Consider the following 16,376-nt stretch of genomic DNA (forward strand, 5'->3'; position numbering starts at 1 on the left):
CACAGCCTTCTCATTGCGCCTTAACGAACGCGCTCTATCCTGCCGGCGTGAAGCCCAGCCTCGCCGAAATCCCCAACCTGCGCGATGCGCCATCGGACGTGCTGATGGCGCTCGACGCGGTATCGGAATGGTTTTCGATTCCCGCCGGCTGGCCGCTGATCAACGCCGGCGAGCCGCCGGAGGGCGTCTATTTCCTGCTGACCGGTTCGCTCGCGGCGTTCAAGCCGGCCGAGCGCGGCGGCCATGCGCTGCTCGGCTACATCCGGCCCGGGGAGCCGGTCGGCGAAATGGCTATGATCGCCCGCGAACCGCACTCGGCCAGCGTGTTCGCGATGCGCGACAGCGAAATCCTGAAGCTGCCGCCGGTCGCGTTCGATCTCCTGGTGCATGCGCACCCGGCGATGATGGAGCACATCGCCAGGATCATGCTGACGCGGGCGAGGGCCAGCCACCGCAACAATCCGCGCGCCGATCCGAAAGTCTACGCGCTGATCTCGACCTCGCCCACCATAGACATCGACCTGCGCGCACGCACGCTGCAGGCGGCGCTGAGGCGGCTCAACTGCCGCGCCGTGATCGTGACTGAGGACGACCTGCACAAGATGAGCGCAGGCGGCATGAACAGCGCCTGGTTCGACGCGCTCGAAGCCAAGAACGACGCGGTCTTCCTCGTGTCGCCGATCGCCGACACGCCGTGGTTCCGCACCTGCATCCGACAGGCGGACCGCATCTGGTTCTTCGCCCGCGCCGATGCGCGGCCATCGATGCCGCTGCTGCCGCCAGAAGAGCCCTCGCCGGCGCGCCAGTTCCGGCTGATCGATGTTGTGCTGCTGCATCACGGCATGGATCGCAAAGCAGCGACGACAAACGAGTGGCGCGTGGCCTGCGAGGCCTCGCGGCTCTTCCACTGGCGGGGGCTGGAAGACGAGGATGCGGCGCGGCTGGCGCGGGTGATCGCACGCCGCTCGATCGGCCTTGTTCTATCCGGCGGCGGCGCGCGGGCCTACGCGCACATCGGCGTCGTACGCGCCTTGCGCGAGGCGGGTCTGCCGTTCGATGTTTCCTGTGGCACATCGATGGGCGCGATCATCGCCGCCTGTGTGGCGATGGGCTGGAAGGACGACGAGATCGAATATCGCATCCGCAAATCGTTCGTCGAAAGCAATCCGCTCGGCGATTACGTCATTCCCGTTGTCGGACTGGTGCGCGGACGGCGCGTGGAGGACCGGCTGCAGGAGCATTTCGGCGAGACGCTGATCGAGGACTTGGGCGTGCCGTTCTTCGCCGTGTCGACCGATCTCGTCGCCGGCGATATTCGCGTCCATCGCGGCGGCTTGCTGCGCAAGGCGCTGCGCGCGTCGATTTCGCTGCCGGGAATCCTGCCGCCGGTGATTGACGGCGAACAAGGGCTCTTGGTCGACGGCGCCGTGCTGAAGAACTTTCCGGTCGACGTGCTGAAACAGCTCCATCGCGGCCCGATCATCGGCGTCGACGTGGCGCGGCGAGACGGCATCGATCTAGAAGACTTCCGCGATCCGCCGGGCTTTCTCGGCTGGGTCGCTGCGCACGGGTTTCAATCGGCGCCGCCGATCGCCTCTTTGCTGATGCGCGCGGCGACGCTGGCGATCGATCCGTGGGAAGGCCGCTCGGGCGCCGACGTGCTGATCGCGCCGGAAATGCCCGATATCGATATGCGCGACTGGAAGCGCTTCGACGACGTCGTCGCCGCCGGCTACGAATCCGCGGTCGCAGCGCTGCAGCGCCCGCATGGGCTCTTCCACAGCCCGAGCGAGGACGCGATCGGCGACATGGCCGGAACGACCTCGCTCGAAATCGCGGAATGAGCTAGCGCAAGCGCCGCCGCCGGTTATGGTGTTCCGAGTCGAGTGGGGTGTTATGCGCCGATTTGTACTGGCCGCCGCCGCGCTGCTGCTGAGCGCGTGCGGGCGATCTGACGATGCCGAAAGCATCAATTCGGAATGCGCACTGAGTGCGACGCGTGAAGTGGCCTGGAGCCGAGCGCAGACGCCAGATGTGATCACAACGAGCGCACAAGGCCCCAGCTGCGCGCAAGCAGCGGTGACGTTCGTCGCGCGCAACGCCGACGGCGATCCGCTCTGGGTGTTCTCCTCGACCTACCACGATCTTACCGTCGGCGGCGGCTTTCCGCCGGAGGGCGCGCCGGAGGTGACGCGCGAGCAGATGGAGTCGTTTCTTACCACCTGGGCCGATGTCACGGCGTCGCGCACGAGCGGATTGCCGGAGTGGCGTGAAGGCGCCCCGAGCTTGACCGCAAGCGCGACGACATTCGTCTACGAAACGCCTTACGATCGGGAAACGTACGAGATGCTGCGGGCGCGCGATCTGCCGATGATCTGCTACGCCGCCGCGCCGGAGGCGACGCAATGTCTGATCATCGATCCAACTTCGCATGCGCCCGCGCTGATGGTGGCTTACGAATAACGATGCGAATCGCTTTCGCCGCCCTGCTGCTGGCGCTCGCCGCGTGCCAGCGCGCGGCCGAGACCGCGACCGGCTGCGATCTCTCGCACCAGCAGGAGTTCACCTTCACCGACGCGGAAGCGCCAGACACCATCCTCGCACAGTCGATCGGCCCCTCCTGCGACAAGGCGATAGGCCTGCTGGTCGTGCGCACGGCCGAAGGCTACCCGGTCTGGTCGTGGAGCGCGCCGCTCTCGCATCGCTTCGGCGAAGTGTTCGAAGCGGAGGAGCGCGAGCATATGCAAAGCTTCCTCGAAGCGTGGGTGCGTCCCGAGATCGCCACGACGAGCGCCGCGCCGGGTTGGGAGACGCTGAGCCCCGGCCAGACGACATTGAATCAACTCACATACGAAGACGTGCGCGCACGCAATCTGCCGATGTTGTGCCACTTTTCCGGAACAGCACGGCAGACGTGCGTGTTTTGGGAGCCAGCGGCGGGAGGCGCTGGCCAATTGCTTGAACGGGACGTCGAGGGGACCGAATGATGACGCGTGCTGGCTTGGTCGTGATTGCGTTTGCGCTGGCGGCGTGTTCACCGCCGCAACCGGAAACCAAGACGGCCGAGATTCCTGTGACGCCCAGTGCGCCGCAAGCGGGCTGCAGCGCCGTCGCTTCGCGCGACTGGTCTGCGGTGGGCAGCCAATACTACGTCATTGAAGCCGAGGCGCAGGGGGAGACGTGCGCCGCGGCCGTCGCCACCATCCGCATCCGCGCGCGCGAGGGCGAGGTGCTGTTCACGCGCGATTATCCTGTCGCCCAGGTGCCGCTCGCGTTCAATCCGAACAACGATCAGACCGGCCTGCGCACCGACCTCGAAGCATGGATCCAGAACACGGCCGAGCCGCCGACGGCGGACACCCTGCCCGCTTGGCCGAACGGCGCCGGCAATCCGCCAGGCTTCACGCCCGCGGCGCCGCGCAATCGTTACGAAGGCGCGCGCGGCGCGCAAGGGCCGCTGTTCTGTTACCCTGACGGCGCCGAGAGCAACGCCTGCGTGGCGATGGCCGGCGACAGCGCGACGTTGCTCGGCTCGTTGACGCCTGGGCGTCCGTAAAAATCAGCGTGCGGCCAGGATCAAGTCGATGGCGCGTTCGGCGGTGACGCGGGCGTAGCAACGCACGCGATCAACCTGCTCACCGACGCCGCCACCCTCTTCCCAGGCCCAATATTCGCACTCCGCTTCCGCCCACGCCTCCCAAGCAGCGTCGGCCGTGGCGAGACGCGCGGGATCACGGTGCGTCGCCGTTTGATTGAGATGCTGCATGGCCTCAGCGGTTTGGACGCGCCATTCGTGGGCCTCTGCGCTCCAGCACAAAACATCAGTGTGCGTGCTGGCGCCCTCCACTGCGATGCACGGGCGCGCGAGCGAACCCAGGCACTGGTTCAGCGCTTCACGAGAATCGCCGGCGGCGCTGACGCAAGCGCGCAGCAGCTCGGGCCTGGCAGATTCGAAAGGATCGGCTGACGCGGACGGCGCTACGCAAGCCGCAAGCAAGGCAAGACAAGCCAGCATTCGCCGCATTTTCGCCTCCCCGCGTCGGAGCGGTGGCGGCATTACGCCAGATGCAGCGCATTTTAGCCATCCCGCTTTTCACATCGGGCGATGCATCTTATCTTGCGCTTTCCGGCGGCTCGTTGCCGGGTTGTTTTAAGAAAGGAGGTGATCCATGTCTCATTGTCACTCGTTAGGGGCATTGTCGCAGGCTTGGACCACCTCGTCGGTGGCGCGCTCCTAATCGATCGCTCCCCGTCAGGGGACTGACAATGGAAGGGCCGCGGGGCGAACGCTTCGCGGCCCTTCGGCTGTTGAAGCGAACCGCTATGTCGGCGAACGCCGCGGCGGCGACCGCTTGGGCTGGCGATCCTTCTTGGCCTTGGTCGCCGCCTTCTTGGTGCGTTTTTTGGCCGTGCTCGCGGCCGACTTCTTCGCGATTGTACGCGGGCGCGATTTCACCGCGCGCGCGCCGGACTTCTTGGCGGCGGACTTGGCGACTGCTGGCGCCGCATCGCTGCGGACGTGATCGGGTTTGCCGCGGCGCGCCGTCGAGGCGAACTCGTCGAGCTGGTCTTCCGTCATCGTCTCGTACATCTGGCGCGAGGGGCCTTTGAGGTTGCCCACCCTGCTCTCGCCGCGTTTGGCCGAAAGAGCCGCGCCCGCCGCTTTCTGCTGCGCCTTGGATTTTGCTGGCATTGCGATCGCTCCTGCAGAAGCAGGGCAAACTCTGCGTTTGGAGCAGCTGTTCCTGAAACGGCTAACGTCTAGGCAGAAAAGAGGGCGGGATCGCTCCCGCCCTCTCGAGGTTCACCAGCGTAAGTTCGTGCGGCGTCAGACGGCCGCCCGCCGCGGCGAGCGCCGGAAGCCGTACGCGGCCATCAGCGTAGCGATCACGCCCGGCGTGACGACGCCAATGGCGGCGAAGATGTCGACCGCATCGCCCGTGCCGTTGAACAGAAGCGAGCCGCCCAGCGCGATCAAGCCGAGGCCGAAGGTCAGCAGTGCGGCGAGACCGAATTGTTCGACCGAGTGAGAGACCGCGGCGCCGCCAGTCTGGCGCGCCTCGGCGGCGCGGCGCATGGTGCGGATGCGGCGGTCGACCTTGAGCTCCGGCTTCACGGCGACGATTTCCTCCTTCGGCTCGCGCTTGGCGAAGCTGAAGAACGGTTTGCGCTTATTTTGCTGCTCGGCGTGCGCCTTGCGCGTGGCTTCGCGAACAGCATCCAGCGTGCGGGCGACCGGCTTGGCGTGCGCGGTGACGATCTCGGACTCTTCCTCCGCGTCGACGTCATTGGCGACGACTTGCGTCAGCAACAGCGCTTCGGTCTGCGGCTCGGACTTGAGAATCTCTGTCAGCCGCAACGCGGGCTCGAACACGGGCGCCTGCACGATGATCGGCTGCTCCTCGGCGCTTGCGACGGTGGCGAATGCGACGACGTTCGAGGCGACGGACGCGGGCTGGTTCAGCGGCTGCCGCGCTGACATTGTCGCAGCCTTCACCGGCGCGCCGAGAATCGAGGCGGCATGGTCGAGCTTGGCGCGGAGCATCACCGACGGCGCGGCTTCGATGAAAGTCTCTTTCAGGAACAGCGCCTTCTCGGCGGCCCGGCGGCGGACCAAAGCGTCGGCGATCTCGAGTTCGCCGTTCACCTCGATCTTGCGCCAGGCGTCCATCGCGCACGCGGCGGCGACGAAATCGTTGCTATTGACGCGGCGCAACACTTGGCTCTGCGCGAACGCTTCAAGGCCGATCGAGAAAGCGAACGAAACCAGCGCATCGAATTGGGACTGCGTAAGCGGCTGGGTGACCAACGCGTTCACCACGCGCTCCACCGGCGCGAGGTCGAGCGACAGCAGGTCCACGGCTTCCTTTCGGGTCACGGCGGCGCCGCCCTGGCCGACTCGCACGTGGCTGTAGCCGACCACCCAATTTCCATCCGGCAATGGCGCGGGCTCGGCGCGAAATCCTTCGAACTCCATGACGAGTTCGAGGCCGGCGGTGGAAATAGCGTACGTCATTGTCTTGCCTTTCGGGCGCATTTCACGTCCGGCCGTGCCGTTTCGGGGCTGTGGCGCGGGCGGACTTCGCCTGTGAGGCAAGTGCGGCGCCACCGAAGCGCGCTCAGGGTGAATTGGCGTTAGTGATTTTTTGGGCGCGTGGGCGCTGTTCGCAGCCTGGGCGAACGCGTAAAATAGGCGCTTCGGGAATCACCGCGAAGACGCCGCATGAAAGTCGATCCCACAATCATCGATTGTGCCTGCGGCGCGCGCTACGAGCGCCGCGAGGTCCAACTGCCGATCAAGGACATTGGCTGCTTCGATTGCGGCGATTGCGGCGCGCGCCTCGAAGTATGGTCGGGCCGCACGGTGCCCGCGTTCAAGCGCGTGCAAGTGGACCAGCGCGCCGCCAAGCAGGCTTAGCATTACGCGTCGGCCTTCATCGGCGGATGCGGTTCGTTGTCGTGGTAGTAGACTTCCGTGAAGTCCTGCACGTCGTAGAACTGTCCACAGACCGGACAGGCCATGTAGCGGTCGCCCAAAACGGCGATGTCGGGACCGAACAGGCGCCGCTTCAATTCATTCAGCCGCCGCGTGCGTTCCGCCTCTTCCATCCGAGGGCAATGCCCGAGCGCGGACGGTGTTCCCGGCCGTCAGCTGAGCAGGATTAGGGTCGCGAGGCCCAGGAACGCCAAGAAGCCGACGATGTCGGTCACGAACGTCACGAAAACCGAGGAGCTCACGGCCGGGTCGGCGCCGAGCCGGCGTAGCGTCAGAGGCACGAGGATGCCTGCGAGACCGGCGCAGGCGAAGTTGATCAGGATGGCGAGCGCGATGGCCCAGGCGAGCAGCCCGTTCTGGAACCAGATCGCGACCACGGCGGCGAGCACCAGCGCGAAAATGAATCCATTGGAGACGGCGGTCATGGTTTCGCGAACCACATAGCGGCCGGCGTTCCCTTCGGTCAGGTCGCGCGCGGCGATGGCGCGGACGGCGACCGCGAGCGCCTGCGTGCCGGCATTGCCGCCCATTGAGGCGACGATCGGCATCAAGACGGCGAGCGCCACCAGCTGATCGATCGAGCCTTCGAACCGGCTGATGACCCAGGACGCGATCACGGCGGTGCCGAGATTGACCAGAAGCCACGGCGCGCGCGCGCGCACGGAGCGGAGCACGCTGTCGGTCTGCGCCGCCTCGCTGACGCCGGCGAGGCGCAGCAAGTCTTCCTCGCTCTCTTCGCTGATGACGTCGACGATGTCGTCGACGGTGACCATGCCGGTGAGCCGGCCCGCCTCGTCGACCACGGGCGCGGACGCCATGTGATATTTCTGGAACGTCTGCGCCACCTCCTCCTGGTCCATCTCCGGGCGGATCAGGATCAGCGGCGAGCGCATAATGTCGAGTAGCGGCGTCTCCCGCCGCGAGCGGATGAGGCTCGACACGCGCACGGCGCCGATGGGGCGCATGGCGGCGTCGACGACATAAATCTCGAAGAACTCGTCCGGCAGTTCGGCGGAATCGGCGCGCATGCGGTCGATCACGTCGCCGACCCGATCGCCTTCCGGCGCAGCGACATACTCGCGCTGCATCAGGCGCCCAGCTGTCTCCTCTTCGAACGACAGCGCCTCTTCGACGGCGAGGCGGGTGTCCTCGTCGGCGGCGGCGAGCACCTGGCCGAGCTGCTTTTCGTCGATATCAGCCGCGACGGCGGCGGCGTCGTCGGTGTCGAGCTCGCCGAGCGCCTTGCCGACGAACTCAGGCGGCAGCTCAGGGAGCACCTGCTCGCGCCGTTCCCAGGAAAGGTCGGCCAGCAATTCGACCGGCAGCTCCCGTCCAATGAGCCGGGCGATCGTGAGCGCCGTTTCGAGCGGCACGTGTTCGATGACGTCGGCCAGATCGGGCGTGTCGAGGCCGGCTAGTAAGCGGCGCAGCAGGGGCGCGTCGTGATCGCCGGCGGCGCCGACGACGCTGGCGATGAAGTGTGGGTCTTCGGAGGGCGGCCGACGCGTCTGTTCGGCGGCCGCCGGTTCGGTTTCGGTGCTCATCGGCCGTCGCTTCGCGCTGGGAGTGGCGTGACGCCTCCCCAAACGCCGCGTTGGCGCGCAGGTCAAGCATTGTTTTCGCGCGCGTCAATCCGGCGCTAGGAAATTGGCGGTCTGATCGCGCTATGAAGCTGCGCACCGCTCAGAATGAGGCCGCTCCGATGAAACTCCGCTACGCCGCGCCAGCCGCTCTGTTCCTGATGGCGAGCCCAGCTTTGGCGCAGGATCCGCACGCAGGGCACGAGGGCCACGCGCCGGCGCAGCAGACCGATTCGGAGCATCAGCATAGAACCGCGCCGCAGACGCAGGACGATCATGCCGGACACGACATGAGCGCAATGACGGGGGCTTACGGTCCCTACCCCATGGGCCGGGATGCGTCGGGGACGGCGTGGCAACCGGACGTGTCGAGCCATGGCGGCGTGCACGCGCAGGCCGACGAGTGGATGTTGATGGGGCACGTGCTGCTGAACGGCGTCTATGCGTGGCAGGAAGGTCCGCGCGGCGACGAGAAGCGGTTTGTCGCCGGCATGATCATGGGCGCGGCGCGGCGCGACTTCAGCGCCGGCGCGCTGAATCTGCGGGCGATGCTGTCGCCCGATCCGTTCATGGGCGCGAGCGGCTATCCGCTGCTATTGGCGGCCGGCGAGACGGCGAACGGCGTCGATCCGCTGGTCGATCGCCAGCATCCGCACGATCTCTTCATGGAGCTGTCGGCGTCATACGCGCACCGGATTGGCCCCGATTCCTCGGTGTTCATCTATGGCGGCTTGCCCGGCGAGCCGGCGTTCGGTCCGCCGGCTTTCATGCACCGCATGGCGGCGATGGATTCGCCGGAGGCGCCGATCACGCACCATTGGTTCGATTCCACGCACATCACGTTCGGCGTGGTGACGCTCGGCTACGTGCGCGGCGACTGGAAGTTCGAGGCCTCGCAATTCCGCGGCCGCGAACCGGACGAAGAGCGCTACGACATCGAGACGGGCGAGCTCGATTCGACGGCGTTGCGGCTGTCCTGGAATCCGACCGACAATCTCTCGCTTCAAACATCTTGGGCCGACGTCGAAAGCCCTGAAGCGCTGCATCCTGACGACGATGAAGAGCGCTGGTCGGCGAGCGGCATCTATACGCGCGCGCTCGGCGACGCCGCCTGGTGGTCGACGACCCTCGCATACTCCAACAAGGAGCGCAGCGACGGTGTCTCGCTCGAAGCCTGGCTCGCCGAAGCGGCGCTGCATCCGAACGACCGCTGGACCTTCTTCGCGCGCGGCGAGGCGATCGAGACGGATGAACTCGGCGCGCATCACGGCCCGGTGGAAGACGTTGCGCGGCTGAGCCTTGGCGCGATCCGGGACTTCCGCATCAACGAGCACGCGGTCTTTGGCGTCGGCGCCTTGGCGCAGCAGCACTGGGTCAGCGATGCGCTGGAGCCGAGCTATGACGGCGACCCGCAAGGGGCGATGGCGTTCGTGCGGCTGAAAATCGGCTGAGATGTAGGATCGCTCGGCTCCCGTCCGTCCTCTGGGCGCAAGACGGGAGATGACGATGAAAGCGAGTGCTCCGGTTTGGATTGGGCGGGTGCTGACGGGGCTGTTCGCCCTGTTCATGCTCGGCGCTTCGGTTGCGCCGAAATTGCTGCAGATGCCGGTGGCTGAAGAAACCATGGCGCAGCTCGGCTGGCCGCCAGGTCACGCATTCTGGATCGGCGTGGTCGAGCTGACGCTGACGGCGCTCTATCTCTATCGCCCGACCAGCGTGCTCGGCGCGGTGCTCTTCATGGCCCTGTTCGGCGGCGCGATGGCGACGCACATCCGGGCCGAAAGTCCGCTCTTCAGCCACACGCTGTTCAGCATCTATCTCGGACTGATTATGTGGGGCGGGCTGTGGCTGCGCGACGAGAAGGTGCGGGCGATCTTTCCGTGGCGACGCAACCACGCCTAAGCCGGGCAGCCGCTGGTGCGCATGAGCGCCCCGACTTCGCGGATGCCAGGTTCGGCGCCGAGGGCGCGATACTCGCGCACGGCTTCGGCGAGATGCGCGCAACCTTCTGCGGCGCGGCCGACTTGCAGCTCGACTGTGCCCATGATGCGGAAGCTATCCGGCAGGCTCGCCGGCATGATCTCGCGAGTGAGCCGAATCGCGTTCTCGAAGTGGCGGTCGGCGTCGGGGAAGTCGCGGCGGCGAACGGCGTATTCCGCTTCCAGCAAGGCGAGATTGGCTTGGTCCGAGGGCATGAACGTGGTTTGCGGCACCAGCGCAACCGCATCGATTTCGCGTCGCGCATCGTCGAGGCGTCCCTCCGCCATCGCGAAACTAGCTTTGACTTGCTGCGCGTAAATCGGGTCGCTGGTGATGCGGCCAGCGGCGCGACAGTACGGCGCGACTTCAGCGACGCGATTGGTGATGAGACCGGTGTAGCACGCGTTCACCAAGTGCGAGTGCGAGCCTGGCCAGCCGCGCGCCTCGCGCATGGCGAGATACTCGGTTGTGGCGCGCCAAACGCCTTCGTAATCGCCGAGCCCGAGGAGCACGCCAACCTCGGCCAATTCACCGCGCCAACCTTCACCCGGCATGCGCCGTGCGATGGCCCTCGACTCGGCGATGGCGCGCTGCGCCTCTGGCAGATTGCCTTCCGCCGAGGCGATGTAGGCGAGCGTTTGCGTGTCCATTTGCTGGATCATCAGATTGTCGCGATAGCGCGCCACGCCTGGACGCGCCGCCTGCCATGCCTGCCGCGCCGCTTCTGGCCTTGAAAGCGAGACCAATAGGAACGCACTCATCAACTGGGCATAGACGGCGACGGGGCCCGCCGCAGTCTCGGCCGTTCGCGCCGCGTACGCCTGGCCTGCGGGATAGCCTTCCGTCCGCGCGGTCGATATCGCAACGCGTTCGAAGGCGGGAACGGAGGCAGGATTAGCCGCGAACGCGCGGCGCGAGAGCCGCAGCGCCGACTCATTGTCGATGAACAGCGCCAAGAACGACGCGCGCAAGAAGGCGCGCTCAGCCTCGACGATGTCGCCCGCTTGCTGCCTGCGCAGGCCGTAGTCCTCGAGCGTGCGCACGGCGCGCTCGCGCTCACCGCGGCGCAGCAAGGAGAAAGCCTGCTGATCTTCGGCGAGCGTGGAGTCTTGCAAATAGGAGATCGCCGTCAGCGCGCCCTCGCTGGGCGCATCGCCGCCCTCTCCTGTCAGCTGCTCGATCAGAGCGCGCGTCATGGCGGCGCGCGCTTCTGGGCTTTCGAGCGCCGCTTCCATGCGCTGTTCTTGGCTCGGACCGATAATGCCCGCGGACCAAAGCGCTCCGCCGCCCGCGACCACGATCGCGCTGGCCGCGAGCGCGCCGACAAGCAGCATCGCGCGTTTGCGGCGCGGCTTGCGCACGCGTCCGCCTTTCGCGGCCGGATCGAGTACGAACGCTTCGACGGTCTCGTTCAGTTTGTCGAGCGCGATCCGGCCTTGGCTCACCAGCCTGTCGCGCAGTTCGCCCTGCACGGTCGCGGCCGCGGCGGCGGACATAAGCGCCGTGCCGGGCGCGGCGAGCTGTTCGAGCCGCGCGGCGACGTTGACGCCATGGCCGAGCAGATCGCCGCTCTCCTGCTCGAACACCTCGCCGAGGTGAACGCCGATGCGCGCGGGCGGCGCGTCAGCGGGCGCATCGGTGAGAATGTCGAGCGCGGCGGCGACCGCCTCGCTGGCGGCGGCGAACTCGCACATGAAACCGTCACCGGCGGTGGAGAAGACGCGCCCATCATGGGCGGCCGCGGCGGCGCGCACGCGCGCTTGCAGGCCGTTGACGGCGCTCGCGGCAGCGGCGGCGTCCATCTCCGCGCGCGCGGAGAAGCCGGCCATGTCGATGGCCAGAATTGCGGCGACGCGCTTCCTGCCGGACTGCCCCATGTCCCCTCCGGTAGGAAGGCAACACAGGGCGGCGCCTGTGGCAACCCACGCCGGCCACTTAACCTCTCTGGAAGACGGCGAACTTGCTCAGCACCCCACCCGCCGACTACGACGAACGGCCGTCCCGCGCTTCGCGAGCGAAGGCTGGTGCGCTCGAGAGGACTCGAACCTCCACGATTTTACTCGCTGCCACCTCAAGGCAGTGCGTCTACCAATTCCGCCACGAGCGCACGTTTGGAGGGCCGAAAGCCCATCCGGGTAGAGAGGGCGCGGGGTTAGCAGACCCGCCTCGAACGAACAAGGGCCGGGTATGCCCCGGCCCTGCCCATATGCGAGGCTCTGCGGCCCTAGTTGCTGTAGATTTCGGAAATGCTCAGCGTAGCCGGCTGGGTCGAGCCGCTGGAATAGGTGCCGACCCAGATCTCGTACCGGCCGCTCTGCGGGCTGTTGAAGCGGAGCGCCGGGTTCAGCCCGTTCACGCCGCCGTCGTCGTCGCAATACCAGGAGCCGTCCGGGCCGTTGACGACGAGCGTGGTGTCCGAGCCGGAATTGACTGAAATGATCAGCGGCAACGAGCCCGGCTGGAAGAACAGCCGCACGTCCGGCGCATTGGTGATCATGCCGCGGCACGAAGAGCTCAGCGCTTCGGCGCTGCGGTCGCCGCCGGCGCGAAGGTTCACGTTGTAAGGATCGGGCGTGAAGCCGCCCTGCAGAGTCACGGTGCCGTAGTTCGGGTTGGCGTTGTAGTCCAAGCCCCCGCTCGGAACCGTGGCGCAAGCGGACAAGGCTATAGCGGCGGCGGCGGCCGCAAGCGTACGCGGAAGATTCATAGCTCCCCCTCTGCGCCCGTTGGGCGCGCCGGAAACACAACGGCCGGAGCTTGGGCTCCGGCCGTCGATCGGATCAGGTTATTGGCTGCCGACTTCGGAAATGTTCAGCTGAGCCGGCTGGTTGGAGGCGTTGCCGTAGGTGCCGATCCAGATGTCGTACTGGCCGGACGCCGGCGAATTCCAGCGGATCGCCGGATTGAGGCCGTTCACGCCGCCATCGTCATCGCAATACCAGGAGCCGTCCGGGCCGTTGATGACGAGCGTGGTGTCGGCGCTCGAGTTGACCGAAATGATCAGCGGCAGCGAGCCGGAGCGATAGTTCAGGCGGACATCCGGCGCTTCGGCGATGAAACCGCGGCAGGAGCTCGACACCGTTTGCGACGCGTCGTTGCGGCCGCCGGAGGCGACGTTGACGACATACGGGTCGGGCGTGAAGCCGGCGGTGAGGTTCACCGTGCCGTACGCAGGGTTGAGGCCGTAATTCTGAGCAGCCGCGATGCCGGCCGTCGACAAGGCGGCGATAGCCGCGCCGGCGGCGAAGATGCGTGCGATAGGCGACATGTGGTTTCCCCGTGTGATCCGCGTCGGCTCTGACGCGTGCGGTAATGCTGCCGCGCCCAGCCTGAGCGGCACATGAACAGGAACGTAAGATTCCGTCCAGTGCAAAAAGAATTCGGCCCTGCCGACGAAGTACTAATTACGCGGCGGCGTTGAATTCGTGCACGTCGGCCGGTTCGGTCACGGTAATGCACAACCGTTCGCCCTGGATGGTGATTTCGCCGCGGGCGATCGGATGGCCTGCCGCCAATATCCAGAGCTCGTCCGTTTCCTTGGTGTCGAGCGGAATCACCGCGCCCCGCCCCATCCGCAGGAGCTGCTGCATCGGCATGTGGCAGCGCCCCAGGACGACCGAGAGTTCGATACTGACGCGATGGACTTGGCTTTTATCGGACACGTGACGGCCCCATGTGATTCCGCTCTAGTCGAACGCGAAAGGGTTGCGGGCGCGTGAACGAAACGGCGGAGCGGATTGGCTGGGCGGTGTCGACCAGCCTGGTCGCCTACGAAGCGGCGGTCGCGGCGATGGAGGCGCGCGCCGCCGCGATCGCCGCTGACGAAGCGGACGAGCTCGTTTGGCTTTTGGAACATCCCCCGCTCTACACCGCCGGCGTCAGCGCCAAGGACGAGGACCTGCTCGATCCGAATCGCTTCCCCGTCTTCCGAACGGGACGCGGAGGTCAGTTCACCTATCACGGTCCCGGACAGCGCGTGGCCTATGTGATGCTCGACCTACGCAAGCGCGGACGCGATGTGACGCGCTTCGTCGCCGATCTCGAGCATTGGATCATCGGCGCGCTCGAACGCTTCAACGTGAAGGGCGAAATTCGCGATGGCCGCGTCGGCGTGTGGGTCGAACGCAAAGGACCGGGCTGGGCGCGCGAAGACAAGATCGCCGCGATCGGCGTGCGCTTGCGCAAATGGGTGAGCTTCCACGGCATCGCCTTCAATGTGGAACCCGACTTGGAACATTTCTCGGGCATCACGCCATGCGGAATCAGCGCGCCGCAATTTGGCGTCACCAGCCTTGTCGATCTGGGTTTGCCGGTGACGATGAGCGACGCCGATGCGGCCTTGCGCGCGTCATTCCATCGCATCTTCGGCCTAACCGAAGATGCGGCGCCTCCGGCGTAGTGCGCCTGTCTTAATTGCATCCAGACAGCCAACGCCCATCATCTCGACAGCAGATCGAGGGTGAAGCGAAATGACGAAAGCGCCGGCAGACAGAACCGCTAAGCGTCTCAGCGTCGAAGAGTGGTTCGCGCGCTATGACGGCGTCGATCTCGTCAGCGGCCGCACTGCGCCGCAAGAGCAGCGCCCGCAAGCGCGGCCGCCGGCGGACCGCATCGCCGTCCGCGCCTGAGCCCGACACCCCTTGTGAACGCCTTCCGGCCCGCCTGCTCGGCGGGCCTTTTTTTGCCGTTTGTCGCAATTTCCAGGCGCCTGCGTCCAAACCCGCAGCTGCGCGCATCTGTGTCGGCAATGGGGCGAAGTCCCCGGGTGCTATGGAGCCGACAATGAGTCCCGACGTGTTTGTCCCGTTTACGTTATTCGCCTTTCTCGCCGCCGTGATCCTGGTGCCGGTGCTGGCCAAGGAGCGCACCAAACGCTCGGCGCACGACCTCATCTCGCAAGCCATGGCGCGCGGTCAGGCCCTCGAGCCGTCCCTCGTCTCACAGCTGACCCAGAACATGCTCGACGAAGGCAACCGCGCCCGCAAAAGCCTCGGCAACGGCGTCATCTTGCTGGCGCTCGCGGGCGGCTTCGTCGCCGCCGGCTTCCTCATCAACGAATACGATCCGGACGGCGACGTGATCCGCGGCATGTCGGTGCCTGCGGTGCTGCTTGGCTCAGTCGGCTTAGCCTTCCTGCTGCTCGCGATCTTCGATTACGCGACCAAGAAGCGGAACGCATAGACGAAGCGAAGCACGAAATTGGAGCGGAGGCCGTATGCTACGGTCTCCGCTTCGCATTTGAGCGCGGCGCCCGCTTGAGGAAAAGCACGACAGGCATGCATCCACGATCGCCGTCGGCGGCATCTCAAGCGAGGAAGACGGAGGAGGAGAACATGCTCGAGCTGAGCTCTCGCACGCTCGTGACCGCTGCTGCGGCATTGTGTTTCGCTTCGATCGCCGCGCTGCCCGCGCACGCGGCGGAAGCTACGGAGGCTGACCCGATCATCGTGACCGGCCAATCGTCCGAGCGCGTGCAACAATTTGTCGACCGCGTTTCCGTCGCGTCGCCGATGGCGGACCAACTGCCGCGCTGGGACACCAGCATTTGTACGAGCTTGGCGGGATTGCCGCGCCGCCAGGCCGAATTCGTGGCCGACCGTATCGCGCGTCGGGCGCTGGCGGTCGGCATTCAGCCCGGCGAACCCGGCTGTCAGGCCAACGTCTCGGTGATCTTCACCCAGAACTCCGATGAAGTCGCCGAGCGGATGTTCGAACAAGACCGGCAGATGTTCGCCTATTACCAAGAGACCAACGTCTCCACGCTCGGCCAGGCGGCGTTCAACGACACGTTCCTCCGTTCCGGCGCACCGGTCCGGTGGTGGCACGTCTCGCACACCATGACGGCCGACGGACTTTCGCTCGCGGGCGATGCATCGAACGGAGGCATGGAGAATGCGCCGGTGCAACGCGCCTCCGGCACGCGTCTGCGCAGCGAGACTCGCGAAGATCTGCGACGGGCGATCATCATCGTTGACGCGCGTCGCGTCGGCGGCGCGCAGCTCGCAGCCCTCGCCGATTACATCTCGATGGTTGCGCTCGCTCAGATCGACCCGGGCGCCGACACGTCCGGCTTTCCGAGCATCCTTAACCTGTTCACACAGAACGGCGAGCCAGTCGCCGAAATGACGCAATGGGACCTCGCCTATCTCGACGGGCTCTACCGCACCACCCGCAATGCGGCGAACGCCGAGCAGCAGGAGCGCGAGATCGCGCGCCGGATGAGCGGCGCCGCAACGCCCTAATCGCCGGAACACGCAAAAGTCAGAGGCCGCGGCCCGCCCGCGGCCTCTTTTTTTGCATGATCAGTCGGCATGTAGCAG

General features: G+C 66.3%; 19 protein-coding genes, 1 tRNA gene and 1 pseudogene. 11 read left to right on the forward strand and 10 right to left on the reverse strand.

The features are described 5' to 3' along the window. The first annotated feature begins 47 nt into the window (after nucleotides 1-47). From VEA80_RS10770 to VEA80_RS10785, 4 genes are read left to right on the forward strand one after another with little or no spacing between them, the layout of a single operon-like run. On the forward strand, nucleotides 48-1,844 hold the full coding sequence (locus tag VEA80_RS10770) for a patatin-like phospholipase family protein (RefSeq protein ID WP_325060740.1): 1,797 nt from the start codon (nucleotides 48-50) through the stop codon (nucleotides 1,842-1,844). 52 nt (nucleotides 1,845-1,896) lie between these two features. Next, nucleotides 1,897-2,463: a hypothetical protein gene (locus VEA80_RS10775; RefSeq protein ID WP_325060741.1), complete on the forward strand. Its 567-nt coding sequence runs from the start codon at nucleotides 1,897-1,899 to the stop codon at nucleotides 2,461-2,463. A gap of 2 nt (nucleotides 2,464-2,465) precedes the next feature. Continuing rightward, nucleotides 2,466-2,987: a hypothetical protein gene (locus tag VEA80_RS10780; RefSeq protein ID WP_325060742.1), complete on the forward strand. Its 522-nt coding sequence runs from the start codon at nucleotides 2,466-2,468 to the stop codon at nucleotides 2,985-2,987. Continuing rightward, nucleotides 2,984-3,556, forward strand: a complete 573-nt coding sequence (locus VEA80_RS10785) for a hypothetical protein (protein WP_325060743.1) — start codon at nucleotides 2,984-2,986, stop codon at nucleotides 3,554-3,556. The genes VEA80_RS10780 and VEA80_RS10785 overlap by 4 nt, the downstream gene beginning before the upstream one ends. A gap of 3 nt (nucleotides 3,557-3,559) precedes the next feature. On the opposite strand, the gene VEA80_RS10790 is transcribed toward VEA80_RS10785, so the two are convergent. The 3 genes and pseudogenes from VEA80_RS10790 to VEA80_RS10800 all read right to left on the reverse strand — a co-directional run bounded on the left by VEA80_RS10790 (nucleotide 3,560) and on the right by VEA80_RS10800 (nucleotide 6,016). Then, the gene (locus VEA80_RS10790) at nucleotides 3,560-4,057 is read right to left on the reverse strand and encodes a lysozyme inhibitor LprI family protein (RefSeq protein ID WP_325060744.1); all 498 of its coding nucleotides are present in this window, start codon (nucleotides 4,055-4,057) and stop codon (nucleotides 3,560-3,562) included. 459 nt (nucleotides 4,058-4,516) lie between these two features. Further along, a pseudogene (locus VEA80_RS20445) lies at nucleotides 4,517-4,693 on the reverse strand (DUF3008 family protein); the annotation flags it as partial. A 135-nt stretch (nucleotides 4,694-4,828) separates the two neighbouring features. Continuing rightward, nucleotides 4,829-6,016 (reverse strand): lysozyme, encoded by a 1,188-nt coding sequence (locus tag VEA80_RS10800; RefSeq protein ID WP_325060746.1) that lies wholly within the window; start codon nucleotides 6,014-6,016, stop codon nucleotides 4,829-4,831. A 207-nt stretch (nucleotides 6,017-6,223) separates the two neighbouring features. Between VEA80_RS10800 and VEA80_RS10805 the strand changes: the two genes are divergently transcribed. Further along, nucleotides 6,224-6,418: a hypothetical protein gene (locus VEA80_RS10805; RefSeq protein WP_325060747.1), complete on the forward strand. Its 195-nt coding sequence runs from the start codon at nucleotides 6,224-6,226 to the stop codon at nucleotides 6,416-6,418. A 2-nt stretch (nucleotides 6,419-6,420) separates the two neighbouring features. On the opposite strand, the gene VEA80_RS10810 is transcribed toward VEA80_RS10805, so the two are convergent. Together VEA80_RS10810 and mgtE are read right to left on the reverse strand one after the other, a co-directional pair. Beyond that, nucleotides 6,421-6,609: a hypothetical protein gene (locus VEA80_RS10810; protein WP_325060748.1), complete on the reverse strand. Its 189-nt coding sequence runs from the start codon at nucleotides 6,607-6,609 to the stop codon at nucleotides 6,421-6,423. A gap of 39 nt (nucleotides 6,610-6,648) precedes the next feature. Further along, nucleotides 6,649-8,040 carry a magnesium transporter gene (mgtE, locus tag VEA80_RS10815; RefSeq protein ID WP_325060749.1) on the reverse strand — a complete coding sequence of 464 codons (1,392 nt, stop codon included), beginning with the start codon at nucleotides 8,038-8,040 and terminating at the stop codon, nucleotides 6,649-6,651. A gap of 158 nt (nucleotides 8,041-8,198) precedes the next feature. On the opposite strand from mgtE, the gene VEA80_RS10820 reads away from it, so the two are divergent. Both VEA80_RS10820 and VEA80_RS10825 read left to right on the forward strand, forming a co-directional pair. Next, complete coding sequence (locus VEA80_RS10820) at nucleotides 8,199-9,527, forward strand: hypothetical protein (RefSeq protein WP_325060750.1); 1,329 nt, start codon at nucleotides 8,199-8,201, stop codon at nucleotides 9,525-9,527. A gap of 55 nt (nucleotides 9,528-9,582) precedes the next feature. Further along, on the forward strand, nucleotides 9,583-9,978 hold the full coding sequence (locus VEA80_RS10825) for a DoxX family protein (RefSeq protein ID WP_325060751.1): 396 nt from the start codon (nucleotides 9,583-9,585) through the stop codon (nucleotides 9,976-9,978). Here VEA80_RS10825 and VEA80_RS10830 read toward each other — a convergent pair. The 5 genes from VEA80_RS10830 to VEA80_RS10850 all read right to left on the reverse strand — a co-directional run bounded on the left by VEA80_RS10830 (nucleotide 9,975) and on the right by VEA80_RS10850 (nucleotide 13,718). Beyond that, a complete protein-coding gene (locus VEA80_RS10830) occupies nucleotides 9,975-11,933 on the reverse strand; it encodes an adenylate/guanylate cyclase domain-containing protein (protein ID WP_325060752.1) in 1,959 nt (652 codons plus the stop codon). The genes VEA80_RS10825 and VEA80_RS10830 overlap by 4 nt on opposite strands. Nucleotides 11,934-12,078: 145 nt before the next feature. After that, nucleotides 12,079-12,163: transfer RNA gene (locus VEA80_RS10835), tRNA-Leu, on the reverse strand. A 117-nt stretch (nucleotides 12,164-12,280) separates the two neighbouring features. After that, nucleotides 12,281-12,763 (reverse strand): peptidase S1, encoded by a 483-nt coding sequence (locus tag VEA80_RS10840; RefSeq protein WP_325060753.1) that lies wholly within the window; start codon nucleotides 12,761-12,763, stop codon nucleotides 12,281-12,283. Between the two features lie 78 nt (nucleotides 12,764-12,841). Then, a complete protein-coding gene (locus tag VEA80_RS10845; protein WP_325060754.1) occupies nucleotides 12,842-13,324 on the reverse strand; it encodes a peptidase S1 in 483 nt (160 codons plus the stop codon). Between the two features lie 136 nt (nucleotides 13,325-13,460). Beyond that, nucleotides 13,461-13,718 (reverse strand): FliM/FliN family flagellar motor switch protein, encoded by a 258-nt coding sequence (locus VEA80_RS10850; RefSeq protein WP_325060755.1) that lies wholly within the window; start codon nucleotides 13,716-13,718, stop codon nucleotides 13,461-13,463. A gap of 53 nt (nucleotides 13,719-13,771) precedes the next feature. On the opposite strand from VEA80_RS10850, the gene lipB reads away from it, so the two are divergent. From lipB to VEA80_RS10870, 4 genes are all read left to right on the forward strand, one after another. Then, entirely contained in the window at nucleotides 13,772-14,455 is a 684-nt protein-coding gene (gene lipB, locus VEA80_RS10855) for a lipoyl(octanoyl) transferase LipB (protein ID WP_325060756.1), read from the forward strand. Between the two features lie 70 nt (nucleotides 14,456-14,525). Further along, nucleotides 14,526-14,684, forward strand: a complete 159-nt coding sequence (locus VEA80_RS10860) for a hypothetical protein (RefSeq protein ID WP_325060757.1) — start codon at nucleotides 14,526-14,528, stop codon at nucleotides 14,682-14,684. 154 nt (nucleotides 14,685-14,838) lie between these two features. Continuing rightward, nucleotides 14,839-15,237, forward strand: a complete 399-nt coding sequence (locus tag VEA80_RS10865) for a hypothetical protein (RefSeq protein WP_325060758.1) — start codon at nucleotides 14,839-14,841, stop codon at nucleotides 15,235-15,237. Between the two features lie 152 nt (nucleotides 15,238-15,389). Beyond that, complete coding sequence (locus VEA80_RS10870; protein ID WP_325060759.1) at nucleotides 15,390-16,298, forward strand: hypothetical protein; 909 nt, start codon at nucleotides 15,390-15,392, stop codon at nucleotides 16,296-16,298. Nucleotides 16,299-16,376: the final 78 nt, after the last annotated feature.

Source organism: Vitreimonas sp. (assembly GCF_035627415.1).
Classification (GTDB): Bacteria; Pseudomonadota; Alphaproteobacteria; order Caulobacterales; family Aquidulcibacteraceae; genus Vitreimonas.